The sequence below is a fragment of the Pantoea phosphatilytica genome, from assembly GCF_051025615.1.
Taxonomy (GTDB): domain Bacteria; phylum Pseudomonadota; class Gammaproteobacteria; order Enterobacterales; family Enterobacteriaceae; genus Pantoea.
This window is the reverse complement of record NZ_JBPFDF010000008.1, coordinates 41,267-67,406: the sequence shown is the minus strand read 5'-3', so window position 1 is coordinate 67,406 and position 26,140 is coordinate 41,267. Positions and strand designations below refer to the sequence as shown.

The 26,140-nt window shown below is 57.5% G+C and carries 29 protein-coding genes; 18 read left to right on the top strand and 11 right to left on the bottom strand.

Annotated features, from left to right (window positions below):
- The first annotated feature begins 21 nt into the window (after positions 1-21).
- The gene (trmL, locus tag ACR6AS_RS19845) at positions 22-495 is read left to right on the top strand and encodes a tRNA (uridine(34)/cytosine(34)/5-carboxymethylaminomethyluridine(34)-2'-O)-methyltransferase TrmL (RefSeq protein ID WP_111140711.1); all 474 of its coding nucleotides are present in this window, start codon (positions 22-24) and stop codon (positions 493-495) included.
- On the opposite strand, the gene cysE is transcribed toward trmL, so the two are convergent.
- From cysE to ACR6AS_RS19820, 5 genes are all read right to left on the bottom strand, one after another.
- Positions 492-1,313, bottom strand: coding sequence for a serine O-acetyltransferase (gene cysE, locus ACR6AS_RS19840; RefSeq protein WP_111140712.1), 822 nt, complete (start codon positions 1,311-1,313; stop codon positions 492-494). The two genes, trmL and cysE, sit on opposite strands and share 4 nt — an antisense overlap.
- Positions 1,314-1,380: 67 nt before the next feature.
- A complete protein-coding gene (gene gpsA / locus ACR6AS_RS19835; protein WP_199560018.1) occupies positions 1,381-2,397 on the bottom strand; it encodes an NAD(P)H-dependent glycerol-3-phosphate dehydrogenase in 1,017 nt (338 codons plus the stop codon).
- Entirely contained in the window at positions 2,397-2,867 is a 471-nt protein-coding gene (gene secB, locus ACR6AS_RS19830) for a protein-export chaperone SecB (RefSeq protein ID WP_111140714.1), read from the bottom strand. The genes gpsA and secB overlap by 1 nt, the downstream gene beginning before the upstream one ends.
- A gap of 38 nt (positions 2,868-2,905) precedes the next feature.
- On the bottom strand, positions 2,906-3,160 hold the full coding sequence (gene grxC, locus ACR6AS_RS19825) for a glutaredoxin 3 (protein ID WP_111140715.1): 255 nt from the start codon (positions 3,158-3,160) through the stop codon (positions 2,906-2,908).
- Between the two features lie 19 nt (positions 3,161-3,179).
- Positions 3,180-3,611 carry a rhodanese-like domain-containing protein gene (locus tag ACR6AS_RS19820; protein WP_111140716.1) on the bottom strand — a complete coding sequence of 144 codons (432 nt, stop codon included), beginning with the start codon at positions 3,609-3,611 and terminating at the stop codon, positions 3,180-3,182.
- Positions 3,612-3,863: 252 nt separating this feature from the next.
- Here ACR6AS_RS19820 and envC point away from each other — a divergent pair, with 252 nt between their 5' ends.
- From envC to ACR6AS_RS19800, 4 genes are all read left to right on the top strand, one after another.
- Positions 3,864-5,165 carry a murein hydrolase activator EnvC gene (envC, locus tag ACR6AS_RS19815; RefSeq protein WP_111140717.1) on the top strand — a complete coding sequence of 434 codons (1,302 nt, stop codon included), beginning with the start codon at positions 3,864-3,866 and terminating at the stop codon, positions 5,163-5,165.
- 3 nt (positions 5,166-5,168) lie between these two features.
- Positions 5,169-6,071 carry a divergent polysaccharide deacetylase family protein gene (locus tag ACR6AS_RS19810; RefSeq protein ID WP_434163542.1) on the top strand — a complete coding sequence of 301 codons (903 nt, stop codon included), beginning with the start codon at positions 5,169-5,171 and terminating at the stop codon, positions 6,069-6,071.
- 104 nt (positions 6,072-6,175) lie between these two features.
- Entirely contained in the window at positions 6,176-7,405 is a 1,230-nt protein-coding gene (locus ACR6AS_RS19805) for a glycosyltransferase (RefSeq protein ID WP_111140719.1), read from the top strand.
- The gene (locus ACR6AS_RS19800; RefSeq protein ID WP_111140720.1) at positions 7,398-8,309 is read left to right on the top strand and encodes a glycosyltransferase family protein; all 912 of its coding nucleotides are present in this window, start codon (positions 7,398-7,400) and stop codon (positions 8,307-8,309) included. The genes ACR6AS_RS19805 and ACR6AS_RS19800 overlap by 8 nt, the downstream gene beginning before the upstream one ends.
- 28 nt (positions 8,310-8,337) lie before the next feature.
- On the opposite strand, the gene tdh is transcribed toward ACR6AS_RS19800, so the two are convergent.
- Together tdh and ACR6AS_RS19790 are read right to left on the bottom strand one after the other, a co-directional pair.
- Complete coding sequence (gene tdh, locus ACR6AS_RS19795) at positions 8,338-9,366, bottom strand: L-threonine 3-dehydrogenase (protein ID WP_111140721.1); 1,029 nt, start codon at positions 9,364-9,366, stop codon at positions 8,338-8,340.
- Between the two features lie 10 nt (positions 9,367-9,376).
- A complete protein-coding gene (locus ACR6AS_RS19790) occupies positions 9,377-10,573 on the bottom strand; it encodes a glycine C-acetyltransferase (protein ID WP_293770612.1) in 1,197 nt (398 codons plus the stop codon).
- A gap of 230 nt (positions 10,574-10,803) precedes the next feature.
- Between ACR6AS_RS19790 and rfaD the strand changes: the two genes are divergently transcribed.
- The 11 genes from rfaD to coaD all read left to right on the top strand — a co-directional run bounded on the left by rfaD (position 10,804) and on the right by coaD (position 22,029).
- Positions 10,804-11,736, top strand: coding sequence for an ADP-glyceromanno-heptose 6-epimerase (gene rfaD / locus ACR6AS_RS19785; RefSeq protein WP_111140723.1), 933 nt, complete (start codon positions 10,804-10,806; stop codon positions 11,734-11,736).
- Between the two features lie 17 nt (positions 11,737-11,753).
- Positions 11,754-12,809, top strand: a complete 1,056-nt coding sequence (gene rfaF / locus ACR6AS_RS19780) for an ADP-heptose--LPS heptosyltransferase RfaF (protein WP_111140724.1) — start codon at positions 11,754-11,756, stop codon at positions 12,807-12,809.
- Positions 12,797-13,774, top strand: coding sequence for a lipopolysaccharide heptosyltransferase RfaC (gene rfaC, locus ACR6AS_RS19775; RefSeq protein WP_111140725.1), 978 nt, complete (start codon positions 12,797-12,799; stop codon positions 13,772-13,774). The genes rfaF and rfaC overlap by 13 nt, the downstream gene beginning before the upstream one ends.
- On the top strand, positions 13,771-14,847 hold the full coding sequence (locus ACR6AS_RS19770) for a glycosyltransferase family 9 protein (RefSeq protein WP_293770524.1): 1,077 nt from the start codon (positions 13,771-13,773) through the stop codon (positions 14,845-14,847). Before rfaC ends, ACR6AS_RS19770 begins: the two co-directional genes overlap by 4 nt.
- 9 nt (positions 14,848-14,856) lie before the next feature.
- The gene (locus ACR6AS_RS19765) at positions 14,857-15,861 is read left to right on the top strand and encodes a glycosyltransferase family 8 protein (RefSeq protein WP_367395933.1); all 1,005 of its coding nucleotides are present in this window, start codon (positions 14,857-14,859) and stop codon (positions 15,859-15,861) included.
- Between the two features lie 286 nt (positions 15,862-16,147).
- Positions 16,148-17,134 carry a glycosyltransferase gene (locus ACR6AS_RS19760; RefSeq protein ID WP_434163541.1) on the top strand — a complete coding sequence of 329 codons (987 nt, stop codon included), beginning with the start codon at positions 16,148-16,150 and terminating at the stop codon, positions 17,132-17,134.
- 73 nt (positions 17,135-17,207) lie between these two features.
- The gene (gene rfaQ, locus ACR6AS_RS19755) at positions 17,208-18,284 is read left to right on the top strand and encodes a putative lipopolysaccharide heptosyltransferase III (protein WP_111142155.1); all 1,077 of its coding nucleotides are present in this window, start codon (positions 17,208-17,210) and stop codon (positions 18,282-18,284) included.
- Positions 18,277-19,410, top strand: a complete 1,134-nt coding sequence (locus ACR6AS_RS19750; RefSeq protein WP_288477685.1) for a glycosyltransferase family 4 protein — start codon at positions 18,277-18,279, stop codon at positions 19,408-19,410. The genes rfaQ and ACR6AS_RS19750 overlap by 8 nt, the downstream gene beginning before the upstream one ends.
- A 92-nt stretch (positions 19,411-19,502) precedes the next feature.
- On the top strand, positions 19,503-20,777 hold the full coding sequence (gene waaA / locus ACR6AS_RS19745; RefSeq protein ID WP_418799781.1) for a lipid IV(A) 3-deoxy-D-manno-octulosonic acid transferase: 1,275 nt from the start codon (positions 19,503-19,505) through the stop codon (positions 20,775-20,777).
- Positions 20,777-21,553 carry a glycosyltransferase family 2 protein gene (locus ACR6AS_RS19740; RefSeq protein ID WP_293770542.1) on the top strand — a complete coding sequence of 259 codons (777 nt, stop codon included), beginning with the start codon at positions 20,777-20,779 and terminating at the stop codon, positions 21,551-21,553. The genes waaA and ACR6AS_RS19740 overlap by 1 nt, the downstream gene beginning before the upstream one ends.
- A complete protein-coding gene (gene coaD / locus ACR6AS_RS19735) occupies positions 21,550-22,029 on the top strand; it encodes a pantetheine-phosphate adenylyltransferase (protein WP_111142159.1) in 480 nt (159 codons plus the stop codon). The genes ACR6AS_RS19740 and coaD overlap by 4 nt, the downstream gene beginning before the upstream one ends.
- On the opposite strand, the gene mutM is transcribed toward coaD, so the two are convergent.
- From mutM to radC, 4 genes are all read right to left on the bottom strand, one after another.
- A complete protein-coding gene (gene mutM, locus ACR6AS_RS19730) occupies positions 22,026-22,835 on the bottom strand; it encodes a bifunctional DNA-formamidopyrimidine glycosylase/DNA-(apurinic or apyrimidinic site) lyase (RefSeq protein ID WP_293770545.1) in 810 nt (269 codons plus the stop codon). The two genes, coaD and mutM, sit on opposite strands and share 4 nt — an antisense overlap.
- 69 nt (positions 22,836-22,904) lie before the next feature.
- Positions 22,905-23,072 carry a 50S ribosomal protein L33 gene (gene rpmG, locus ACR6AS_RS19725; RefSeq protein WP_001051798.1) on the bottom strand — a complete coding sequence of 56 codons (168 nt, stop codon included), beginning with the start codon at positions 23,070-23,072 and terminating at the stop codon, positions 22,905-22,907.
- 11 nt (positions 23,073-23,083) lie between these two features.
- Entirely contained in the window at positions 23,084-23,320 is a 237-nt protein-coding gene (rpmB, locus tag ACR6AS_RS19720) for a 50S ribosomal protein L28 (protein ID WP_111141478.1), read from the bottom strand.
- A 240-nt stretch (positions 23,321-23,560) separates the two neighbouring features.
- The gene (radC, locus tag ACR6AS_RS19715; protein WP_111141477.1) at positions 23,561-24,217 is read right to left on the bottom strand and encodes a RadC family protein; all 657 of its coding nucleotides are present in this window, start codon (positions 24,215-24,217) and stop codon (positions 23,561-23,563) included.
- A 180-nt stretch (positions 24,218-24,397) separates the two neighbouring features.
- Between radC and coaBC the strand changes: the two genes are divergently transcribed.
- Positions 24,398-25,618: a bifunctional phosphopantothenoylcysteine decarboxylase/phosphopantothenate--cysteine ligase CoaBC gene (coaBC, locus tag ACR6AS_RS19710; protein WP_434163540.1), complete on the top strand. Its 1,221-nt coding sequence runs from the start codon at positions 24,398-24,400 to the stop codon at positions 25,616-25,618.
- Positions 25,596-26,054, top strand: coding sequence for a dUTP diphosphatase (gene dut / locus ACR6AS_RS19705; protein ID WP_146240874.1), 459 nt, complete (start codon positions 25,596-25,598; stop codon positions 26,052-26,054). The genes coaBC and dut overlap by 23 nt, the downstream gene beginning before the upstream one ends.
- Positions 26,055-26,140 lie beyond the last annotated feature (86 nt).

Here is a 26,140-nt window from a genome sequence, read left to right as displayed (position 1 = left end):
GCCCCTGTCATCGGGGGCCTTATGCTTAACATTGTCTTGTTTGAACCAGAAATTCCGCCGAATACCGGCAATATCATTCGTCTTTGCGCCAATACGGGCTTTCAGCTTCATCTGATCCAGCCGCTTGGCTTTGCGTGGGATGATAAACGCCTGCGCCGTGCGGGACTGGATTACCACGAATTTACCGCAATTAAATTTCACGCTGACTATCCGGCGTTTATCGCCTCCGAGTCACCGAAACGCCTGTTTGCGCTGACGACCAAAGGGACGCCTGCACACAGCGCTGTCGCGTATCAGGCGGGAGATTATCTGCTGTTCGGACCGGAGAGCCGCGGGCTTCCGGCGGCGATCCTGGCGGCATTACCGGCAGAGCAGAAAATCCGGATCCCGATGAGAGCCGAAAGCCGCAGTATGAACCTGTCGAACGCCGTTTCGGTGGTGGTTTATGAAGCGTGGCGCCAGCTGGATTATGCGGGCGCGCTGATTAAAGACTAGATGCCGTCGCCAAACTGAAAACCCGCCAGGCTGCCGTTGAAGTGCTGATCCATATCCATCGACGGCTTGTCGCTGCCGGGCTTGCCGACGATGCGTGCGGGCACGCCTGCTGCCGTGGTGTGCGGCGGTACAGGCTGTAGCACCACCGAACCGGCACCGATTTTTGCTCCTTTACCCACTTCAATATTCCCCAGAACTTTTGCACCGGCACCAATCATCACCCCCTCACGGATCTTCGGATGACGGTCGCCACTGGTTTTGCCGGTTCCGCCCAGCGTCACCGATTGCAGGATCGAAACGTCGTTCTCCACCACGGCCGTTTCACCAATGACGATGCCGGTGGCATGGTCGAGCATGATGCCATGACCAATGCTGGCCGCCGGATGGATATCAACGGCAAAGGAGACAGAGATTTCATTCTGCAGATAGACCGCCAGGGCGCGGCGGCCTTCATTCCACAGCCAGTGACCAATGCGGTAGGCCTGCAGGGCGTGAAAACCTTTGAGATAGAGCAGAGGCGTAGAGTATTTATCCACCGCCGGGTCGCGCTGACGCACGGCCTGAATATCGTATGCTGCAGACAGGATCATTGATGGATCTTCGCGGTAAGCCTCTTCGACGATCTCACGAATAGCGATGGCGGGCATTATCGGATTCGCCAGCTTATTGGCCAGCATATAACTCAGTGCACTGCCGAGATTTTCATGCTTAAGCAATGTCGCGTGAAAGAAGCTGGCCAGCATCGGCTCACAATCAGCCAGGGCGCGTGCTTCTGCTTTGATATTATTCCAGACCAGTTCTAACTCATCAGACGACATTGCTGTTTTCTCCCGATAAAAAAAGCGCCTGAATGGCGCTGCAGGTGATGATGCTACGCGTCCTGCGTTAGCCTGTGCTGTTTTCGTCCTTCCTTGTTCGTCCCAGCAGGCTCAATGCTGCATCTCTCGCCGGTTTTTCGCAATACAGTACCTGATAAATCTGCTCAGTAATCGGCATTTCCACGCCCATACGCGCAGCCAACGCTTTGACTTCTTTCGTGTTTCTGTAGCCTTCTACAACTTGTCCGATAATGCGTTGTGCGCTATCGACATCCTCACCCTGGCCCAGCATCATGCCAAAACGACGGTTGCGCGACTGGTTATCGGTGCAGGTCAGCACCAGATCGCCCAGGCCCGCCATCCCCATAAAGGTGGTGGGATCGGCACCTAACGCAGCGCCCAGACGGCTCATTTCGGCCAGCCCACGGGTGATCAGTGCGGTACGCGCATTCGCGCCAAATCCAATCCCGTCGGACATCCCGGCGCCAATGGCAATCACGTTTTTTACCGCGCCGCCCAGCTGTACGCCGATGAAGTCGGGATTATTGTAGACGCGGAAACTTTTTCCGCAGTGCAGCTTCTGCTGCAGGTCGTCGGCAAACTGCGCATCCGTTGCCGCCAGCGCAATCGCGGTAGGCAGGCCAGCAGCCAGCTCTCTGGCAAAGGTGGGGCCAGAGATCACAGCCAGCGGGATGGCATCGCCCACAATGTCGCGTGCCACATCCTGCAGCAGTCGTCCGGTCTCTTTTTCCAGCCCCTTGGTCGCCCAGACGATACGGGAGTCTGGTCGCAGATGCGGCTTGATCTGCTGCAGCACATCGCCAAACACATGACTTGGCACCACGATCAACAGGTCGCGGCTGGCGGCAATGGCGCGGGTCAGGTCAGGTTCAGGGGAGAGATTGTCGGGGAAAGGAACATCGGGCAAAAAGGCCGTGTTGCAGCGGTCTGTCTGGAGTTGCGCAAGGTGCGAAGGATTATGTCCCCACAACTGTACCGGATTGCCGTTACGGGCCAGCGTAATCGCCAGAGCGGTGCCGTAGGAGCCGGCACCGATGACGCTAATCGAAGCGTGTGTGGTCATCAGGCATCCTGATGGTGTTCAGCACCTTCTTCACCTTGCTGCTGCTGCAGGTAGTTCATGAACAGCGCATCAAAGTTAACCGGTGCCAGGTTCAGCTGCGGGAAGGTACCTCGTGATACCAGGCTGGTAATACATTCGCGGGCATACGGGAACAGGATGTTCGGGCAGTAAGCGCCCAGGCAATGTGCCATCTGCGTTCCTTCAATACCGCTGATGGTGAAAATACCCGCCTGCTGTACTTCACACAGGAAAGCGGTCTCTTCGCCCACGTTAGCGGTTACAGTCACACGAAGGACGACTTCGTACACTTCGTCAGCCAGCTGAGAAGATGCAGTGTCCAGATCCAGTTTAACGTCCGGTTCCCACTCTTTCTGGAAAACCTGCGGGGCATTAGGCGCTTCAAAAGAGATATCTTTGGTGAAGACGCGCTGAATCTGGAATTGCATTTCGTTGGTGTTATGTTCTGACATGTGACCAAATCCTATGTATGAGATTATCCGGCGTAAAATTACGCCTGCAGTAGGGGATCTAAACCTTCGCGATTATCGAGCGCGAATAAGTCGTCGCAGCCGCCGATGTGCTGCGCATCAATAAAAATCTGAGGTACGGTGGTACGGCCGCTACGCTTAATCATCTCTTCGCGTTTCGCCATGTCGCCATCGATAGGGATCTCCTGAAACGCGACGCCTTTTTGCGTCAGCAGCGCCTTCGCCCGATGGCAGTAAGGACAGGTGGCCTTGGTATACATTTCAACGTTTGCCATGCTCAGCACCTCTGTAGGATTATTTGCCGCGAACCAGTGGCAGGTTTTCGCCGCTCCAGCCGCTGATACCATCTTTCAGCACTGAAACCTGGGTGAAGCCTGCCGCGCTCAGGTGGGCAGCAGGATCGGCAGCGCTCTGTCCGGTTGCACACACCACAATTATGGGCTGTGCTTTGTGCTTTTCCAGTTCGCCCAGGTTGCCTTTTTTAATCTCAGCGGCAGCAATGTTCTGCGCGCCTGAAATATGCCCTCTGCGGAAATCGTCACGCGAACGCACGTCTACCACTACCGCGTCCTCTTTGTTAATCAGGCGGGTGGCTTCACCGCGGCTGATCGTTTTTACTTTAGAGAACATCCCTTTAACGGTAGTGACAATCACCATAACGAGTAAAACGACCCATGCGAGACTCAGGATGGGGTGATTGCTTGCAAACTGCATAATTTCTTGCATGAGGGGTAACGACTCCAGACCGGGCTAATAAGCTAAAACAAGGGTTCTGAGTATACCTGCGCCACTTCGCATGTACAGATGCTATGCGGCCAGAGTATCGATTTGTGCTCCATTTTCCAAAAAAAGTGGCTGAATAGCAAAAATGGCGTAAGGCTTAATCCATGTCGTTGTGAATGTGGACATAACCGGAAAAGCAAATGCCCGTGGGGAGCACTGGTAAGCGGCGGTTCATCGTGGAATAATCATTGGCCTATGAAGGGAAAAACAACCGTTTCGCACACAAGGACCCGTTCCAACGGCGATAACCTGCCGTTGTTCAGCCACCTGTCCAGCCTCTCCCTTAGCCTGCTTTGTGCGGGCGCACTGTTATTGCCTGCCGCAGCCCAAAGTGCGGAAGACAGCAAATCTCAGCTGCAATCCATCCAGCAAAACATTGCTGAGAAAGAGAAAAGCGTTAAAGCGCAGAAGGTGCAGCGCAGTAAACTGCTGGATCAGCTTCAGAGCCAGGAAAAAATCATCGCGCAGGCGAGTCGCCAGTTGCGTGACACCCGCAACAGCCTCTCCGCCCTGAATGACGAAATAAAGCAGCTTACCGCCTCTATTGCCCGCCTTGAGAAACAGCAAAGCCAGCAGGAAAACCTGCTGTCTGAGCAGCTTGATGCGGCTTTCCGTCAGGGCCAGCACAGCGGCGTGCAGCTTTTGCTGGGTGGCGAAGAGAGCCAGCGCAGCGAGCGCATTCTGGCTTATTTCGGCTATCTGAACGCGGCCCGTCAGAAAAGTATCGAATCGCTGCAAAAGACGCGTCAGGATTTAGATCAGCAACGCGCCGCGCTGGAGCAGAAGCAACAGCAGCAGAAAACCCTACTCGCCCAGCAGCAGAGTCAGCAACAGAAGCTGCAGCAGGCGAGCGACGCCCGTAAAAAGACCCTGACGTCGCTGGAAAGCGCGCTGGAAAAAGATCAGGCCGATCTGGTCGAGATGCGGCAGAACGAAAGCCGCCTGCAGGACAAGATCGCGCGGGCGGAACGCGAGGCACGCGAACGTGCCGCCCGTGAAGCGCGTGAGGCGGAAAAAGTACGTCAGCGTCAGGCGCAGGCGAAAGCCAAAGGCTCCAGTTATCAGCCGACCCAGAGCGAACGCGAACTGGTGGCCCGCACCGGTGGACTGGGTCGCGCAGGCGGACAGGCGATGTGGCCTGTACGCGGTCGCATCGAACATCGCTTTGGCGAACAGCTGCAGGGTGAATTACGCTGGAAAGGTCTGGTGATCGATGCGCGCGAAGGCACCGAGGTCAGGGCGATTGCCGACGGTCGTGTGCTGATGGCTGACTGGCTGCAGGGCTACGGTCTGGTCGTGGTGCTGGAGCACGGTAAAGGCGATATGAGTCTCTATGGCTACAACCAGAGTGCGCTGGTGAGCGTGGGTACGCAGGTGAAGGCAGGACAGCCTATCGCACTGGTGGGCACCAGTGGTGGCCGCGGTACCCCGTCGCTCTATTTTGAAATCCGACGTCAGGGACAGGCCGTCAATCCACTGCCGTGGTTAGGAAAATAGGTTTTGCTGCAACGTCGAAAGATCTCCCTTCTGTTAAGTGCCCTGCTGTTCAGCTTCGCTGCGCAGGCGGGTAAACTGGCCATTGTCATCGATGATTTCGGCTATCGCCCTGCCGAAGAGAACAAAGTCCTGCAGATGCCGCAGGCCATTTCGGTGGCCGTGTTGCCCAACGCGCCTCATGCCCATGAGATGGCGACCCGCGCGCATCAGGGAGGGCATGAGGTCCTGATCCATCTGCCGATGGCGCCCCTGAGCAAACAGCCGCTGGAAAAAGATACGCTGACGCCGGAGATGAGCAGTGAAGAGGTGGCCCGCATCATGCGTAATGCGGTGAACAACGTGCCTTATGCGGTCGGTCTGAACAACCATATGGGCAGCAGGATGACATCAAGCCTGTCCGGTATGCAGAAGGTGATGCAGGCGCTGAACCACTACAACCTCTACTTTCTGGACAGCATGACCATTGCCAACAGCCAGGCCGTGCCGGCGGCTCAGGGCACCCAGGTCAGCGTGTTAAAACGCCGGGTCTTTCTTGATGACAGCCAGGACAGCAATGCCATCCGCCAGCAGTTCAGCCGGGCGGTGAAGCTGGCGCAGCGCGACGGATACGCCATTGCCATTGGGCATCCTCACCCTGCCACCGTGCGGGTCCTGCAGCAGATGCTGCCCACCCTGCCAGCCGATATTACGCTGGTTCGCCCCAGCCAGCTGCTGAACGAGCCGCTTCACAGCGCGTCCCGGACACCGGTGGCACTGGCCAAACTGGCGACACCTCGCTTCCAGCCTGCGGCGCTGTGTAAGCCGAAGCAGCCGCTGGCCCCAGTTCCGGCGACCCGCGCTCTGGCGGTCATCGGTGAGAGCCTGAACACCAGTCCGCTGTTTAAAACGCTGAAAAACCTGTTCTGAATGTACTATGAATGCTAAGTCTCAGGCTTAGCGTTCAATTATGCGCAGAAATTACTATAATCCTGGGTCGGGCAATAACGGGCTGTGCGGGAACAGTGATAGGGATGACGATTACTAAACAAAAAATCCTGCTGCTGGACAACGGCAGAGAGTGGGGCGGCGGCACCAACAGTATGCTGGAGCTGCTGAAACGTATCGATCGTCAGAAATTTGATATCACCTGCTGTTTTTATCATAACTACAGCCGTGGCAACGATGAAACCATTGAGGCCACCCTCAATGCACTGGCTATTCCGGTCTTTTTTATTCCGCAAATCAGACAGCCGCGCTGGGCAAAGTTTGTGAAAGAAGCCGCGCGTGCGCTGCTGTTTTTCAATAAAAAACTCAAAAAGCGCGCCATCGATGAGATCGATACGCGCTGGCGGGTCATTCCCAACGCCAGCAAGATCCATTCCCTGCTGCAGCTGGGGAAGTTTGACACCCTCTATATGAATAACCAGCCCAGCACCAATATAGAGGGCTACCTGGCGGCGCGCAGCCTGGACGTCGCGGTAGTGCAGCACTGCCGTATCGATCCGGTCCTGGAGCCACGGCTGGTCAGTATGGTGAATCAGAATTGTCAGGCGGTGATCGCCGTCTCGCAGGGCGTCAGTAAGACCCTGCGCAGCCACGGTGTTGATGCTGAACGCTGTTTCACCGTCAGTAATGCTATCGATATCCACCAGCCTCTGCCTGATCGCCTTGAGGTACGCCAGCGTTTTAAGCTATCCCCGTCGACGTTTGTCTTTGGCTCGATCGGCTCTCTGATATTACGTAAATCTAACCACCATATTCTGCAGGCGCTGGGCCGCTTTAAACGTGCTAATCCTCAGGCCGACTGGAAAATGGTGATCGTCGGGGCGGGTCCGGAACTGCAGCATCTGCTGCAACTGGCAACCGCCGAGAATATTCAGCATCACGTGGTCTTTACGGGCTTCCAGAACAATGCGCTGGATTACCTGACCGCCTTTGATACCTTTATTCTTGCCTCGCGCAGCGAGGGCTTACCGCGGGTGGTGCTGGAAGCGATGCTGGTAAATACCGCCGTCGTCGGCTCCCGGGTCGTCGGCACTGCCGAATTGATCAGTCATGACGAAACCGGGTTGCTGTTTGATTATGGCAACGTGGTGCAGCTGACCCAGCAGCTTACTGCGCTGTGGGAAGATGCGCATTTGCGTCAGCGCCTGATCAATGCGGCAGCAAAACGTGTCCGTGAACAGTACGCCATTGAAACCTATATCAGCGGTGTCGAGAATATCTTACAGAGCGTCACCAGAAAGAAACCTCATGCTTAACTTTTTGAATCCCCGATACCGTCACATCAGAGCGCGCCATAATCTGCCCTATTCGCATAAAGAGGTGCAGGGTTCGGTGCCGGTCACCTCTGTGGTGATCCCCTGTACCGGCGCGGACTATATCGAAGAAGCGCGGCTCAGCACCGATTTTGCGGCACGCTTTGCCACTCAGGTAAAAGAGATTGTAATTGTCAGCGATCAGCCCGCTCATGCCTTTGGCAGCCTGCCGGCGAAAACCCGCGTGGCAACGCTGGATGTGCCACATCGAGAAGCCTCCTATCGCTACAAGCAGATCTACCGCAGCCGTTTGATTAAGCTGCAGGCTCCCCTGCAGGCTGAGGGCGACGGCATTCTGATGATCGATTCCGACCTCAATCTGCTTAAAATGCCAGAGATCATGATGAAGCCGGGCCATCTCTACTCCAGCTTCCGTCAGGGAAAGATGATTGCCAAGCTGGCTGAAGCGCCCCAGGAGGCGATTCCCGCCTACTATCCGCACAGCGTCCGGCCTTATCTGGTGGATCACGTTAACGGAGCTTACCTGGCGGCCACCCGCGACGTCTGGCAGCGCATTTCACCGCTGTGGCTGACGCTGTTTAATGATACCTGGAATCTGATGAACGACAGCCAGCCGCCGACCGATCAGCTGCCGCTCGCGGTGTTGCTGGACATGCTGGATATTAAAACCGTCAATCTGGGAGAATGGGCCAACTGGCCGGTCTCGAAAAAAATTGGCGGCCAGTCGGCGGTGATCCCCTCTGAAGTGGTAGGCGCGCATGGCGGATTCCCGTTGTCAGAGTGGCAGAAATACCTTGCCGATCCGCAGCAGCCGCTGAACTTCAAAGGCCAGGATTATACGCGCAAAGTGCGCTACCTGACCGACGAAGAGAAGAAGCGAAGCTGAGCAGGCGGCCGTCCCGGCGGCCGCTGCGTTAATCCCAGTTCAGTATCACTTTTCCCGAGCGCCCTGAGCGCATCTCATCAAAGCCCTGCTGGAAATCGTCGATGCCGAAACGATGGGTAATGATCGGGGTTAAATCGAGGCCGGACTGGATCAGCGCCGCCATTTTGTACCAGGTTTCAAACATCTCCCGGCCATAAATCCCTTTGATAAAGAGCCCCTTGAAGATCACCTGATTCCAGTCGATCGCCATTTCACCCGGTGGAATGCCGAGCAGGGCAATCCGTCCGCCGTGATTCATCACCTCCAGCAGTGCGCGGAAAGCGGGCGGCGCGCCGGACATCTCCAGCCCGACATCAAAGCCTTCGGTCATGCCCAGCGCGTGCATCACATCACGGAGATCTTCATGCGCGACATTAACCGCGCGGGTGACCCCCATTTTTCGCGCCAGATCCAGACGATATTCGTTGATATCCGTGATCACCACGTTGCGTGCGCCAACGTGGCGACAGATAGCGGCGGCCATGATCCCGATCGGCCCTGCGCCGGAGATCAGCACATCCTCACCAACCAGATCGAAGGAGAGTGCGGTATGCACCGCGTTGCCAAAGGGGTCAAAAATAGCCGCCAGCTCGTCGGAAATGTTGTCGGGAATTTTAAACGCGTTAAACGCCGGGATGACCAGATATTCCGCAAAGCAGCCCTGGCGGTTTACCCCGACCCCCACACTGTTCCGGCACAGGTGCGTGCGTCCGGCACGGCAGTTGCGGCAATGCCCACAGGTGATATGCCCCTCGCCCGAGACCCGATCGCCAATGGTGAAGCCTTTCACCTCCTGCCCGATAGCAACCACCTCACCCACATATTCATGGCCGACAATCATGGGCACCGGAATGGTTTTACGCGACCAGTCATCCCAGTTGTAGATATGTATATCGGTTCCACAGATAGCGGTTTTACGGATTTTAATCAGCAGATCGTTATGCCCCGGCTCAGGCACTGGCGCATCGTCCACCATCCAGATGCCCGGTTCCTTCTTCAGTTTGGCGAGTGCTTTCATAACCGACTCCTCAGGCGATGACGCCAAGTTGTTTGCCGATGCGGGTAAAGGCGGTTACCGCACGCTCCAGCTGTTGCTGAGTGTGCGCCGCCGAGATTTGGGTGCGAATACGAGCCTGCCCCTTCGGCACCACCGGATAGAAGAAACCGGTCACGTAGATGCCTTCCTGTTGCAGCAGGCGGGCAAACGCCTGGGCGACACGCGCTTCCCCGAGCATCACCGGGATAATCGCGTGATCGGCACCGGCCAGGGTAAAGCCTGCTGCCGTCATCTGCTCGCGAAAGAAGCGGGCGTTATCCCACAGACGCTGGCGCAGCCCGTCGCCTTCGCTGAGCAGATCCAGCACCCGCAGCGAGGCGGCAACGATGGCTGGCGCGAGGGAATTGGAGAACAGATAGGGACGGGAGCGCTGGCGCAGCCACTCCACCACTTCGGCTTTCGCGGCGGTGTAGCCGCCGGATGCGCCGCCCAGCGCTTTACCCAGCGTTCCGGTAATAATGTCGACCCGGCCCATTACGTCACAATATTCATGGGTGCCGCGTCCACTGTTCCCGACAAAGCCCACCGCATGGGAATCATCCACCATAACCAGCGCAGAGAACTCATCGGCCAGATCGCAGATTGCAGGCAGATTGGCGATCACCCCATCCATAGAGAAGACGCCATCGGTGGCGATCAGAATATGCCGCGCGCCGTTGTCACGCGCCGTCTGAAGCGCCGTGCGCAGCCCGTCCATGTCGTTGTTGGCATAACGGTAACGCTGCGCTTTGCACAGCCGGACGCCGTCGATGATAGAGGCGTGATTCAGCGCGTCAGAGATCACTGCATCCTGCGCATCCAGCAGCGTTTCAAACAGGCCACCATTGGCGTCAAAGCAGGAGGAGTAGAGAATCGCATCCTCCATCCCGAGAAACTCCGCCAGCCGCTTCTCCAGCGCCTTATGGTTGTCCTGAGTGCCGCAGATAAAGCGCACCGAGGCCATGCCAAACCCATGCGAATCCATTCCCTCTTTTGCCGCCTGAATCAGCGCCGGATGGTTTGCCAGCCCTAAGTAGTTGTTGGCGCAGAAGTTAATCACTGCCGGGTCGTCGCCAACCGCAATCGCCGTCTGCTGGGCAGAGGTGATGATCCGCTCCTGTTTAAACAGTCCTTCCTGACGTGCGTCATCAAGCTGCTGACGAAGTTGTTGGTAAAATTGCGCAGGCATTATTGCTCTCCTCAGATGGCAAAAAACTGGCATATCTTACTGAACAGGCCGCATCTTCACGACAAATCGCCCAACAGAATGTCATTTTTGCAGCATAGTTCACGCCGCGAGGAGAGACGGACAAAGCGTTAAAGAGTCATCTGGCTGTCTGCACTCGGATGAAATGTTATGATGTGAGGCATTCGTGCGTGAAACCTCCTGTTTCACCCTACAACATTGAAGGTAATAACATGATTATCGTAACTGGCGGCGCGGGCATGATTGGCAGCAACATCGTCAAAGCGCTGAACAAACGCGGTCACACCGATATTCTGGTGGTGGATAATCTGAAGGATGGCACCAAATTTGCCAATTTAGTCGACCTCGACATCGTCGATTACATGGACAAAGAAGAGTTTCTGATCAGCGTGATGGCGGGTGACGACTTAGGCCCGATCGAAGCGGTATTCCACGAGGGTGCCTGCTCCGCCACCACCGAGTGGGATGGCAAGTACATGATGGAGAATAACTATCAGTACTCCAAAGAGCTGCTGCACTTTTGCCTTGAACGCGAGATCCCCTTCCTCTACGCCTCCTCCGCGGCCACCTACGGCGGACGCAACGACCATTTCATCGAAGAGCGCCAGTATGAGCAGCCGCTGAATGTTTACGGCTACTCCAAAATGCTGTTCGACCACTATGTCCGCCAGATGCTGCCGGAGGCGAACTCGCCGGTGTGCGGCTTCCGCTACTTCAACGTCTATGGCCCGCGTGAAGGTCATAAAGGCAGCATGGCAAGCGTAGCCTTCCATCTGAACACGCAGATCAGCAACGGTGAGAATCCAAAACTGTTTGAAGGCAGCGATGGCTTTAAGCGCGACTTCATCCACGTTGACGATGTGGCCGAAGTCAACCTGTGGTGCTGGGAGAATAATATTTCCGGCATCTACAACTGCGGCACTGGCCGCGCCGAGTCCTTCCAGGAAGTGGCTGACGCGGTGCTGAATTTCCATCAGAAAGGTCAGATCGAATACATCCCGTTCCCGGAAAAACTCAAAGGCCGTTATCAGGCTTATACCCAGGCCGATCTCACAAAACTGCGTGCCGCCGGCTACGACAAGCCGTTTAAAACGGTGGCGCAGGGCGTCGCTGAATATATGGTCTGGCTGAATCGCAACGCATAAAGGAAGCTGCTCCGGCGATGAAAATTCTGGTAATCGGCCCGTCGTGGGTCGGCGATATGATGATGTCGCAAAGTCTCTATCGCACCCTCAAAGCCGAACATCCCGATGCGGTGATTGACGTGATGGCACCGGCCTGGTGCCGTCCATTACTGTCACGCATGCCGGAGGTGAATCAGGCGCTGGCGATGCCACTCGGGCATGGCGCGCTGGAAATCGGCGAACGTCGCCGGCTGGGAAAAGTGCTGCGCGCCAGCCATTACGACCGGGCCTATGTCCTGCCTAACTCCTTCAAATCGGCGCTGGTGCCCTTTTTTGCCGGCATCAGACGGCGTGTAGGCTGGCGTGGCGAGATGCGTTACGGCCTGCTGAACGATTTGCGGGTGCTGGACAAAGCGGCTTTTCCGCTGATGGTTGAGCGCTATGTTGCGCTGGGCTACGACACCCCCGTTGCCTCGGCGGCGCAGCTGCCACAGCCGCTGCTGTGGCCCAGACTGCAGGTCGATGAGCAGGAGATGCGTGAAACGGCCGCCCAGTTCCGGCTCACCGCGACCCGCCCGATCATCGGTTTTTGCCCCGGTGCTGAATTTGGCCCGGCCAAACGCTGGCCACACTATCACTACGCCTCGCTGGCCCGTCAGCTGATTGCAGAAGGCTTCCAGATCGTGCTGTTTGGATCCGCCAAAGATCGTCCGACCGGCGAAGAGATTATCGCGGCGCTGCCTGAAGAGGCGCGCGGACACTGCCGGAATCTGGCGGGTGAAACCCAACTGGAGCAGGCGGTGATCCTGCTGGCGCAGTGTCGTGCCGTGGTCAGTAACGACTCCGGCCTGATGCACATTGCCGCCGCGCTGGACCGCCCGCTGGTGGCGCTCTATGGACCCAGCAGCCCGGACTTTACGCCGCCGCTGGCGCGTCAGGCGCGCATTATCCGCCTGATCACCGGCTACCACAAAGTGCGCAAAGGCGATGCTGAACAGGGTTATCATCAGAGCCTGATCGATATTCAGCCAGAGCGCGTCCACCAGACATTGCGTGAGCTGCTCGCGCCTCAGGAGGTGCCATGCACGTCCTGATCGTAAAAACGTCGTCGATGGGCGATGTGCTGCACTCCCTTCCGGCTCTCACCGATGCGATGCATGCCATTCCCGGCATCCGTTTTGACTGGGTGGTGGAAGAGAATTTTGCTCAGATCCCTGGCTGGCATCCCGCGGTCGACAGGGTGTTGCCAGTCGCCATCCGGCGCTGGCGTAAACACTGGTTTGGCAGCCAGCAGCGTGAAGAGCGCGTGCTGTTTAAGCGTGCGTTACAGTCACGCCAGTACGATATCGTGATTGATGCGCAGGGGCTGATTAAAAGCGCCGCGCTGGTGACGCGGTTAGCCAAAGGGGTGAAGCATGGACAGGACAGCCGCAGTGCGCGTGAGCCGTTTGCCAGCTGGTGGTTTGACGTCCGCCATGAGGTGAGCAGGCAGCAGCACGCGGTAGAGCGGACGCGCGAACTGTTTGCCAAAAGCCTCGGTTATGAAAAGCCGCAGCATCAGGGCGACTATGCGATCGCCGGGCACTTCCTGCATCATCTGCCCGCCGACGCGCACCATTATCTGGTCTTTCTGCATGCCACGACGCGCGACAATAAGCACTGGCCGGAATCACACTGGCGGCAGCTGATTGCCCTGATGCAGCCCAGTGGACTGCGGGTGAAACTGCCGTGGGGTGCCGAGCATGAGCATCAGCGTGCGCTGCGTCTGGCGGAAGGGTTTGCGCATGTGGAGGTGTTGCCAAAACTGACGCTGGAAGCGGTCGCCCGACAGCTGGCGGGTGCCCGGGCGGTGGTGTCCGTCGATACCGGTCTGAGCCATCTGACCGCGGCGCTGGATCGTCCCAATCTCACACTGTATGGCCCGACCGATCCCGGACTGATTGGCGGTTACGGGCAGAATCAGCAGGCACTGAGTGCTCCGAATCATCATCTGGCGGAGCTGACGGCTGACACGGTGGCAGAGAGACTGCAGGCCGTTATTACGGAAAACACACCATGAACTATGTGCTGATCTATCTGTTGCTGCTGCCTTTCCGGGCGCTGATGCGGCTCTTTTACCGCCCGACCGGACGCAGCTTAATTATCCAGACGGCGAAGATTGGGGACTTTATTAATATCACCCCGATGCTGCGCGCGCTGGGTCAGTCTGAGCTGCTGATCAGCAAAGCGGTGGAGCCGCTGGCACGTCACGACGACACGGTCAGCCGCTATTTTCTGATCGAAGAGGCGAAGCGCAGCTTTTTGGCCAAACTGAAGCTGGCGTTCACCCTGATGAACCGCTATGACAACGTCTATCTGGTACAGCCAAACAGCGTGAACCTGTTTTTTGCGGCATTATGCAATGCGCCCAACCGGCAGTTTCTGCGCACTTACGTGCGCAAATCCTACCACTCAACCTTCTATCGCCGGGCCAGCGGCATTGTCGAACATACGAAAACGGACTTAACGCTCGACAGTTACCTGAAGCTCATCAACCGCGACTATCGCCACACCGATTTCCCCAAGCATGCGACCTCGCCGCTCTGGCAGCCGCCTGCGCCGCCAGCCGCGTTGCTGAACCCGCGCAGCGGCATTAAAATCGGCATCAGCATCTCTGCCGGTAACCGGGCTAAAACCATTCCGGCCACCGTCTGGCAGCAGCTGATGGCCTCGCTGTCTGACCTGCCCTGCACCTTTTATGTCTTTGGCCCGCCCGCTGAACAGCCCTGGCTGGATGAGTTACTGAGCCTGACCGGGCCGAAAGAGAATATTGTCAGCCTGATTGGTGAGCTAAAGCTGGAAGAGGTTCCGTGGGCCATCGCGCAGATGGATTTCTACATCTCCTCAGACTCTGGCAATGCCTATATCGCCGACGCGCAGCAGGTTCCGGTGATCATGCTTTACGGGCCGTGTGAAATCAGAGAACAGCGTCCGGTTAACAACGTGTTATTTATCGGACCCGATAATATTGCTGCCTCGACGTTCGTTTTTGCTACGCGTTTTAAGTTTGATCAGCCCGCTGAAAAATTATTCGGGCTGGATGACGATAAACTGACTAGAATACAAACGTTTATTACTCATAATCTGGAATAGTGAAGCGTAATGGCCATTACCCCTCTTGCTGACGCCGTTCAGCAAAGTCAGCTGCTGGTGAACACGCTCGCTGACATGGATGATAATCCGGTTCATGTTGCGTTTGGCATCAACCATGCCTACGCGCGTGGTCTGGGCATTACGCTGTTTTCACTTCTTTGCCATCATCCCGATACCGCTTTCCACGCCCACATTTTTTCCGATTCGCTGCGTGAAGAGGATGTGGAAAAGCTGCGTACGCTGGCGACCGGTCATCGGCTGGCAATTACGCTGCATATCTTCAACAGCGCCTGGGTTGATCAACTGCCTGCGGTGGGACGCTACCCCAAAAGTATTCACTACCGCTTCCTGATCCCTGAAACCGTGGCGCGCTACAGCGATCGGGTGATCTACCTCGACGCCGACACCCTGGTCGTCGGGGATTACTCGCCCCTGTTTACGCTGGATATCACGGACTACACGCTGGCGGCCTGCAATGACACGCCGCGGGCGCGGCAGAACCAGTGCGCGCGGCTGGGGCTGACGCACCATCACTATTTCAATTCCGGCTTTATGCTGATCAATATTCCACGCTGGCTCGACAGGCAGACCACGGCGCGCATTACTGACGTGCTGGTGACCCGCGGCGCCGGGTTTGGTTTCCCCGACCAGGATGCGCTGAATATTGTGCTGGAGGAGGAGATCCTGATCCTGCCGGATCGTTACAACCATATTTATGACATCATTGCCAACAAAGTCTGGGACCACTCCGGCGTACCCGACGACACCGTGATGATTCACTACACCGGCAAATGCAAACCCTGGCACGCCTGGGGGGGCAGCGATCTCTCCCGTCTTTACTACCGTTATTACCAGCGTTCGCCATGGGCCACGCAGCCGCTTGATGCGCCAAAGCATTACAAAGAGATCAAGCGCTTTGCCCGCATAAAGTGGCATCAGAAAGAGTACGCTGAAAGCATGAGCTGGATGATGAAATATGTCAGGCTGAAGTTTTTTAATCCGCGCCAGCCGTAGTGAGCCCCGGCGTGCAGGCGCGAAAGGAGGCCGGTTCTGTCAGCTATCACGCCTGCGAGCCCGACACAGAGATCGCTGGCTGATGCGTCCGCGCCTGCATCAACCGGATGCGTAAAAAAAACGCACATAACACACTCCAGAGGTCGTGCGTGGCTTTTTAGTAAAGCAGGCTGGTCAGCCCGTTCTATAATCGCGACACTCCTGTTTTCATTCTGCTGATTTGGACATGATTTATGACGAGGCAACGCCCTTTCGCAGTGAATATCCCGCTGGCGCAGAGAGTGTCATGAGTACTTCTCCTCTGCTGAGTATCATTACCCCGATGTATAACGCGGGCAGCATGTTTGATGAGTTCATGCGGTCACTGCTGGCGCAGACACTGACCTCGCTGGAAATTATTATCGTCGACGATGGTTCCACCGACGGCTCAGGCGAACGCGCCGACCACTATGCGCAGCATCACGCTCACATTCGTGTCATTCATCAGGAGAACGGCGGTGTCTCGCGGGCGCGCAATGCGGGACTGGCTATCGCGCGCGGAAAATATGTCTCCTTCCCTGACGCCGATGATACCCAGCAGCCCGAGATGTACCAGACGCTGGTGACGATGGCAGAGGCGGACGATCTGGATGCGGCGCAGTGCAACGCCGAGTGGTTTTTCAAACACAGCCAGCGGGTAAAGCCGCTGATCCCGCTGGATCGCCTGCGCAGCACGCCGGTGCTGAGCGGTGCCGCCTGGCTCAACACTGCCCTGAAAACCCATCGCTATATGCATGTGGTCTGGCTGGGCATCTATCGCCGGGCGCTGATTGAGCAGCATCAGTTGCAGTTTGAACCCGGTCTGCATCATCAGGATATTCCCTGGACCACCGAATTTATGCTGCTGGCCAGTCGGGTGCGTTATACCGACGCGGTGCTCTATCGCTACTATATGCACGACGCCTCGATCAGCAATCGCAAACGGACAGGGGCGCGCAACGTTGAATATCAGCGTCACTACCTGAAAATCGCGCGGCTGCTGGAAGAGCTGAATATCCGCTATCGGGACCGCGTAAAAATCTACCCATCGTTTCACTATCAGGTGACCCATGAGGCGCTGAGCGTCTGCCACAGCGTGAGACGGGAACCCGACGAACAGGCCCGCCAGGCCATTATCGCAGATCTCTTTGCCAGCCGGACGCATCTGCGCATGCTGCGCAATGCCCGGGGCATCAAGCAGTGGTATCAGTTACTGCTGTGGCTGGGCCGGCTCTATCGCTGGCGGGCTAAATAACCGCTGAGGCTGGCTTTATCCTAAAAAGCGTTTGCCCTACAATCGGTTCACTGAATTCTGAGAACTCTTGTTTATGGCCAGCCTGACTCCAGCAAACATCTCACCCCAAAATATATTACTGATTAAGCTGCGCCATCATGGTGACATGCTGCTCACCACGCCCGCGATTAATGCGCTGCGGGCGCGGTATCCGCAGGCCAGCATCGATGTGCTGCTCTATCAGGAAACCCGCCCGATGCTGGAAGCGCATCCGGCTATCCGCCATTTGCACGTTATCGATCGTAAATGGAAGCAGGAAGGCACCTGGCGCAAGCTGGGCCATGAGCGAGCCCTGATCCGCGCCATTCGTGATGCACAGTATGATCTGGTGATTAATCTGGCCGATCAGTGGCGCGCAGCCCTGATTACCCGGCTTTCCGGGGCGCCCGTTCGCATCGGGTTCGCCTTTAAAAAGCGGGATAACGCCCTGTGGCGATGGTGCCATAACCGCCTGGTGCCCACGCACAATCACAGCAAACTGCACACCGTTGAGCAGAATATGTCGGCGCTGGCGCCCCTGGGCATCAGCAGCGATGGCGCACGCGTGTCGATGCACTACAGCGAGGCAGACCGGCAGATCGTACAAGCCCGCCTGGCGGAACACCGGGTGACCGGCTCCTATATCGTGGTGCAGCCAACCTCGCGCTGGGGCTTCAAATGCTGGGAAGAGGAGAGCGTGGCCGCCACGATCGAACAACTGGCGCAGCCCGGCCGTAAGGTCGTGCTGACCGCCGGACCGGACAAGCAGGAGCTGGCCATGATTAACCGCATCCGGGCGCTCTGTGCGTCGCCGGACGTGGTGTCGCTGGCCGGCCAGTTCACGTTGCCGCAGCTGGCCGCGCTGATTGAGCACGCCCGGCTGTTTATTGGTGTCGACTCCGCTCCGATGCACATGGCCGCCGCGCTGAAAACGCCCTGCATTGCGTTGTTTGGCCCGACCAAACTGCAGCACTGGCGGCCCTGGGGCGACAACAATCACGTCATCTGGGCGGGCGATTATGGCCCGCTGCCCTCACCCGATTCTATCGACACCCGCACTGACCAGCGCTATCTGTCGGCGATCCCGGTGAAGGATGTGGTCGCGGCCGCAAGGAGTTACCTGAATGAGTAAGTTACGGCTGGCGATCGTCCGGCAGAAATACCGGCCGGATGGCGGCGCCGAGCGGTTTATCTCACGCGCGCTGGAGGCGCTGGGTAGCGAACAGCTCGACCTCAACATCATTACCCGCAGCTGGCAGGGCACGCCAAACCCTGACTGGCATCTGCATATCTGCAACCCGGCAAAGCTGGGCCGCATCTCCCGAGAACGCGGTTTTGCCCGCGCGGCCCGCGCCTGCTGGGAGCGGGAGCAGTTCGATATTGTGCAGAGCCATGAGCGCATCGCGGGCTGTGACATTTTCCGCGCCGGGGATGGCGTTCATCGCGTCTGGCTGGAACAGCGCGCCCGCATCGTCTCGCCCTGGCAGCGGCTGAGCGCGGCACTCAGTCCTTATCACCGCTACGTTCTGCAGGCGGAAGCGGAGATGTTTAACTCGCCGACGCTGAAAGCGGTGATCTGCAATTCGGAGATGGTGAAGCGCGATATCCTGCGCTGTTTCTCGCTTGATGCCGGCAGGATCCATGTGATTCACAACGCCATCGACGCCAGCCGTTTTCAGCCCGCTACGGAAGCGGCGCGTCAGGCGAGCCGCCAGCAGCTGGCGCTGCCCGCTGACGCCACCGTACTGATTTATGTCGGCTCCGGCTTTGAACGTAAAGGGCTGAAAGCGGCGATTCAGGCGCTGGCCGCCAGCGATCGCTATCTGATTGTGGTGGGTCAGGACAAGCAACAGTCACGCTATCAGCAGCTGGCCAGGCAGCTGAACTGCCTGGATCGGCTGCGCTTTGTCGGCGTCCGGCAGGATGTGCAGCCGTTTTATCACGCAGCGGATGGCCTGCTGCTGCCCACGCTCTACGATCCTTTCCCGAATGTGGTGCTGGAGGCGATGGCCTGCGGCTTGCCGGTCATTACCAGCACCGGCTGCGGTGGCGCCGAATTCATTACCGCCGGTCAGGAAGGCTTCGTCTGTGATGCGTTGGATATCAACGGGTTAAATCAGGCGGTGAACGCCATACCGGCACTTTCCCGCGATTCACGCATGGGCGACGCCGCACGGCGCAAAATTGAACCTTACGGCCCGTCGCGACTGGCGCAGGCGCTGACGTCGCTTTATCAGCAGGTACTGAGCGGCAACTGACAATCCGGGATGAGTGCATGCAGGGTTTCTGATAACATGCCGCCATCCGATTTTAATCTTTTTTCAGACGCGAACCTGCTGTAACGGTAACTATGACGACCATTTACACCGCACTGCTCTACTTAATTCAGCCACTGATCTGGCTGCGCCTGTGGCTGCGCGGTCGTAAAGCGCCGGCCTATCGCAAACGCTGGGCAGAACGCTATGGCTATTGCACCGGCAAAGTCGCGCCCGACGGCATCGTGCTGCACTCGGTCTCTGTGGGGGAAACCCTGGCCGCGATTCCGCTGGTGCGCGCGCTGCGTCATCGTTATCCGACCCTGCCGATTACCGTCACCACCATGACGCCGACCGGCTCCGAGCGGGCACAATCCGCGTTTGGCAAAGATGTTCACCATGTTTATCTGCCCTACGATCTGCCGGGGTCGATCAATCGTTTTCTGGATACGGTCAACCCCAGGCTGGTGATCATCATGGAAACCGAGCTGTGGCCGAACATCATCCGCATACTGCACCAGCGTAATATTCCGCTGGTGATCGCCAACGCCCGCCTCTCCGCCCGCTCGGCCAAAGGCTATCGCAAGCTGGGCAAATTTATGCGCCGGCTGCTGCAGAGCATCACGCTGATCGCCGCACAGAACGCCGAAGATGGCGACCGCTTCCTGGGGCTGGGGCTGAAACGGTCCCAGCTGGCGATTACCGGCAGCCTGAAGTTTGATATTTCCGTCACGCCAGAGCTGGCCGCCCGCGCCGTAACGCTGCGCCGTCAGTGGGCACCACGCCGTCCGGTCTGGATTGCCACCAGCACGCATGAAGGCGAAGAGGCTATCGTGCTGGATGCGCATCGCCGCCTGTTGCAGACATTCCCGGATCTGCTGCTGATTCTGGTTCCCCGCCATCCCGAACGCTTTGATGATGCGCGCGAACTGACGCAGGAACGCGGCTTCAGCTTTATTCTGCGCAGCAGCGGCGAGATCCCGTCAGGTGCAACCCAGGTAGTTATCGGTGACTCAATGGGTGAACTGATGCTGCTGTACGGCATTGCGGATCTGGCCTTTGTCGGCGGCAGCCTGGTGGAACGGGGCGGACATAACCCGCTGGAACCGGCCGCACATGCCCTTCCGGTGCTGATGGGCCCGCACATCTGGAACTTCAAAGATATCTGCGGCAAGCTGCAGGAGGGCCAGGGGCTGATCACCGTTACCGACGTGGTGTCGCTGGAAAAAGAGGTCACTAATCTGTTGCAGGATGACGATTATCGCCGCTATTACGGACGTCACGCGGTAGAGGTGCTGCATCAGAATCAGGGCGCGCTTCAGCGCCTGCTACAGTTACTCGAACCCCATCTGCCACCGCGAGCCCACTAATGTCCGTACGCCAGCGTCTCTCCGTGGTGATGATCACCAAAAATGAAGCCGGGCTGCTGCCTGATTGCCTGGCCTCGGTCAGCTGGGCCGATGAAATTATCGTGCTGGACTCCGGCAGTGATGACGGCAGCACTGATATCGCGGCCCGGGCAGGCGCACAGGTCTACCGGAATGATGACTGGCAGGGCTACGGCATCCAGCGCCAGCGCGCGCAGCACTATGCCACCGGCGATATGATTCTGATGATCGATGCGGATGAGCGCGTCTCACCGGAACTGCGTGCTGCGATTGAGCAGGTGCTGGCTGCGCCGCCCGGCCGGACGATTTACAGCCTGGGCCGCAGCAATCTGTTTCTCGGACGCTTTATGCGGCACAGCGGCTGGTATCCTGACCGCGTGCTGCGGCTCTATCCGCGTACCTTCCGCTACAATGACAATCTGGTGCATGAATCGCTGCAGAGCGAGGGCGCACCGGTCGTGGCGTTGCCCGGTGACCTGCAGCATCTGACCTGCCGCGATCTGGTCGCTTTCCAGCGCAAGCAGCTGGCCTATGCCGAAGCCTGGGCAACGGAACGCCATCAGCGCGGTAAAGGATGCAGCCTCTTTTCCGTGTTCAGCCATACGCTGGGTGCCTTTGTGAAAACGCTGGTATTACGTGCCGGTTTTCTCGACGGAAAGCAGGGCTGGCTTCTGGCGGTGGTTAATGCGCAGTATACCTTCAATAAATATTCAGCCCTCTGGGCGCTGAATCATGCTTCGGCAAAAGGGCGAGTATGACCACAAAAGCCATCTATCCCGGTACCTTTGATCCCGTTACGCTCGGGCACCTCGATATCGTGACGCGCGCCGCGCTGATGTTTGATCAGGTGATTCTGGCCGTTGCTGCCAGTCCCGGTAAAAAACCGATGTTCAGTCTGGATGAGCGCGTGGCGCTGGCCAGCGAGGTCGTGCGTCATCTGCCCAACGTCAATGTCGTCGGCTTCAGCGATCTGATGGCGAATTTTGCCCGTGAACAGCAGGCTAATGTGCTGGTGCGGGGGCTGCGTGCGGTGTCAGACTTTGAATATGAAATGCAGCTGGCGCAGATGAATCGTCATCTGCTGCCGACGCTGGAGAGTGTTTTCCTGATGCCGTCCGAAGGCTTCTCGTTTGTCTCATCGTCGCTGGTCAAAGAGGTGGCACGTCACGGCGGCGATGTCACCGCCTTCCTGCCCGCCTCTGTCCATCAGGCCCTGCTGGCTAAACTGGCTTAATGCTGACAGCGGGGGCACCAGTAAGTGCTGCGCTGCCCGTGCCTGCCGCTGATAATGGGTGTGCCACAGACGCGGCAGGGTTCACCGGCCCGATCATAGACCTGCAGCTGCTGCGCAAAATAGCCTGGCTTGCCGTCGCTCTGTAAGAAGTCACGCAGCGTGGTGCCGCCCTGCTCGATAGAGCGTAACAGCACCGCTTTAATGGTATTGACCAGCAGCTCCGCTTCGGCCTGCGACAGGCTGCCGGCGGCACGATCGGGAAGGATCCCGGCGGTAAACAGCGACTCGCTGGCGTAAATGTTGCCCACGCCCACCACCACTTTGTTGTCCATCAGCCACGGCTTGATCAGCGTTCGCTTGCCGCGCGACTTCTCAAACAGGTAATTCCCGTCAAACTGGCTGCTCAGTGGCTCAGGGCCGAGATGTGCCAGCACGCTGCTGCCCGCCAGATCGCTGCTCCAGAGCCAGGCCCCGAAGCGGCGCGGATCGGTGTAGCGCAGCACTTTGCCGTTGCTCATAACCAGATCAACATGGTCATGCTTTGCGGCAGGCAACTCTTCAGACAGCACGCGCAGGCTGCCTGACATGCCAAGGTGGATGATAATCCAGCCATGCGGCAGCTCCAGCAGCAGATATTTTGCGCGGCGCTGCACGCTGAGCACCGGCTGATCGCTCAGCGCCAGAATTTCCTGCGAAACAGGCCAGCGCAGACGTGAATTACGCACCACGGCGTGAAGGATAGTTTCACCGACCAAATGCGGCTCGATACCGCGGCGGCTGGTTTCAACCTCTGGCAACTCTGGCATATCCTCTCCTCAGCGTTTTACACAAACAAAAAACCCGGCCGGAGCCGGGTTTTTAGCAGAACACTAAAATTACTTAATTTTAGCTTCTTTGTAGATCACATGCTGACGTACAACCGGATCGAACTTTTTCAGTTCCAGCTTCTCTGGTTTAGTACGCTTGTTCTTCGTGGTGGTATAGAAGTGACCTGTACCAGCAGAGGAAACCAGCTTGATCTTCTCACGAATACCTTTAGCCATGATTCAGTTCCTTAGTACTTCTCACCACGGGCACGCATGTCGGCTAATACCGTATCAATGCCCTTTTTATCAATAATACGCATACCTTTAACAGATACACGCAGACTAACGAAGCGCTTCTCGCTCTCAACCCAAAAACGGTGTGAGTGCAGGTTCGGAAGGAAACGGCGTTTCGTCGCGTTCATTGCGTGGGAACGGTTGTTACCGGTCACCGGACGCTTTCCAGTTACCTGGCAGACTCGTGACATGTCTATTCTCCAAAAATCAAATCAGCTCGAGCTTTAAAAATTAGGTTTTGGCCGCCTCGTCAGGCTTGCAGCCCGCCAGGCGAGTTCCATGGAACCCGCTAAGCTGGCCTAACCGCCAAACCCGAGATTCTCAAAGGTGGCGTAGTATACGCCGCTCAGCCCAAGTGCTCAAGTCCCGAACAGATAAAGATCCCGAATGATCGGGCAAAAAGCCGCCACCTGGCGCGAAAATTCCCGCTATCAGAGCCATCCGCGCTCGGCGAAAGAGACATATTCGCCATGACCTATCACCAGATGATCCAGCAGACGGATATCAAGGAGCTGACAGGCTTCGCTGATTTTATGGGTCACCTCACGGTCTGCCCGGCTCGGTTCGGCTACGCCCGACGGATGATTATGCGCCAGGATCAGGGCGGCGGCATTAAGCTTCAGGGCTTCGCGGACGATCTCGCGCGGGTGAACTTCGACGCTGTTGATGGAGCCCGAGAACATATTCTGTGCCCGCAGCACCCGGTGCTGATTATCCAGGAACAGCGTCATAAAGATCTCGCGTTCCTGATCGGCTAACAAACTTTGCAGGTACTGCCGCGTAATCTGCGGATTTTCCATCACGCTTTCACGGGCAAGTTTGCTGGCGAAGAAGCGCTTCGCCAGTTCGGCGATCGCATGCAGCTGCGCCAGTTTGGCATCGCCGACACCTTTAATGCCGCTGAAGGCCGTTTTGCCTGACGTCATAAGCTGATAAAGCGAGCCAAAATCCTGCAACATCTGGTCAGCCAGCGCAATGACGTTCTGCCCTGGCGATCCGGTACGGAGAAAAATAGCCAGGAGTTCGGTATCGCTGAGCGAATGCGCGCCCAGCTTCTGAAGTTTTTCCCGTGGTCCGCTTATTTTCATATCTGCTCTCCCTGAGATACGCATCAGCATGACTCATCCGAATGCGAACCGCTATGCGTGGCGATACGATCTACGAGGCGGCTCGCAAACGCAGCCTGTGGAAAGGCGTATCCACGCTTTTGTGATAAAGTCCGTGCATTCGCCGCCACGAGCGGCTGAGAGCTTAGTGAGGCCAACATCATGATGGGATTAGCCGGCAAAAAAATTCTTCTTGGCGTCAGCGGCGGGATCGCTGCTTACAAAGCACCTGAACTGGTGCGCCGTCTGCGCGACCGCGGCGCGGATGTTCGCGTGATGATGACAGAGGGCGCGAAAGCCTTTATTACGCCGCTCAGCCTGCAGGCCGTGTCCGGCTATCCGGTCTTTGACGATCTGCTTGATCCTGCTGCGGAAGCGGCGATGGGTCATATCGAACTGGCCAAATGGGCCGACCTGATTGTGCTGGCACCAGCCACTGCCGATCTGATTGCCCGGGTCACTGCCGGTATGGCAAACGACCTGGTGACGACTGCCGTCCTGGCGACGGCCTCCCCCGTCGCGGTGGTGCCTGCGATGAATCAGCAGATGTATCGTGCGGCGGTTACACAGCAGAATCTGCAGAGTCTTGCGGTGCGCGGCGTGCTGATCTGGGGACCGGACAGCGGCAGCCAGGCCTGCGGCGACGTCGGGCCGGGCCGGATGCTTGATCCGCTGGCGATTGTTGACCATGCGGTGCAGTGGGCCGCACCCGTCAACGATCTGCAACATCTCAACATTATGATCACCGCCGGTCCGACCCGCGAGGCGCTGGATCCGGTGCGCTACATCAGCAATCACAGCTCAGGCAAAATGGGCTTTGCGATAGCCGCCGCCGCCGCCAGACGCGGCGCGCAGGTGACGCTGGTCAGCGGCCCGGTTACCCTGCCTGCGCCAGCGGGCGTGCGCCGCATTGATGTCACCAGCGCGCTGGAGATGCAGGCCGCCGTGATGAGCGAGATAGACAAACAACATATTTTCATTGCAAGCGCAGCCGTGGCAGACTACCGGGCGGCCGATATTGCGACCGATAAAATCAAGAAACAGGGCGGCGATGATACCGTCACGCTGAACCTGATAAAGAATCCCGATATTGTTGCCGGCGTCGCCGCCCTTCAGGAAAAGCGGCCATTCGTTGTCGGATTTGCGGCTGAAACACAGAATGTGGAAGAATACGCCCGGCAAAAACGGGTGCGCAAGAATCTGGATCTGATCTGCGCTAACGACGTCGCTAAAACCGGACAGGGGTTTAATAGCGATACCAATGCTCTTCACCTTTTTTGGCAGGATGGAGAAAAACGCTTACCGCTCAGCGATAAGTCGCTCCTTGGCCAACAATTAATAGACGAGATTGTCAGCCGTTATGATGAAAAAAATAGACGTTAAAATCCTGGATCCGCGTGTCGGCAAAGAGTTTCCCCTGCCGACCTACGCCACCTCAGGTTCTGCCGGGTTAGATTTACGCGCATGCATTGATGAGGTTCTCACTATCGCGCCAGGCACCACGACGCTGGTGCCGACCGGCCTGGCGATTCATATCGCCGATCCTGAACTGGCTGCGGTGATCCTGCCGCGCTCAGGTCTGGGCCACAAACATGGGATTGTGCTAGGCAATCTGGTGGGCCTGATCGACTCCGATTATCAGGGACAGCTGATGGTCTCGGTCTGGAATCGCGGTCAGGAGAGCTTCTCGCTGCAGCCTGGCGACCGCATGGCACAACTGGTCTTCGTGCCCGTGGTGCAGGCGGAATTTAACCTGGTAGACGATTTCGACGCCAGCCTGCGCGGTGAAGGCGGCTTTGGCCACTCAGGTCGCCAGTAACCCGCAATACCGACTTTCACTTACGCCCGTTATTTTTCCTCATCGCCATGGGACGCGTTCCTGTGGCAGATGCGTAGGTGTTGCCT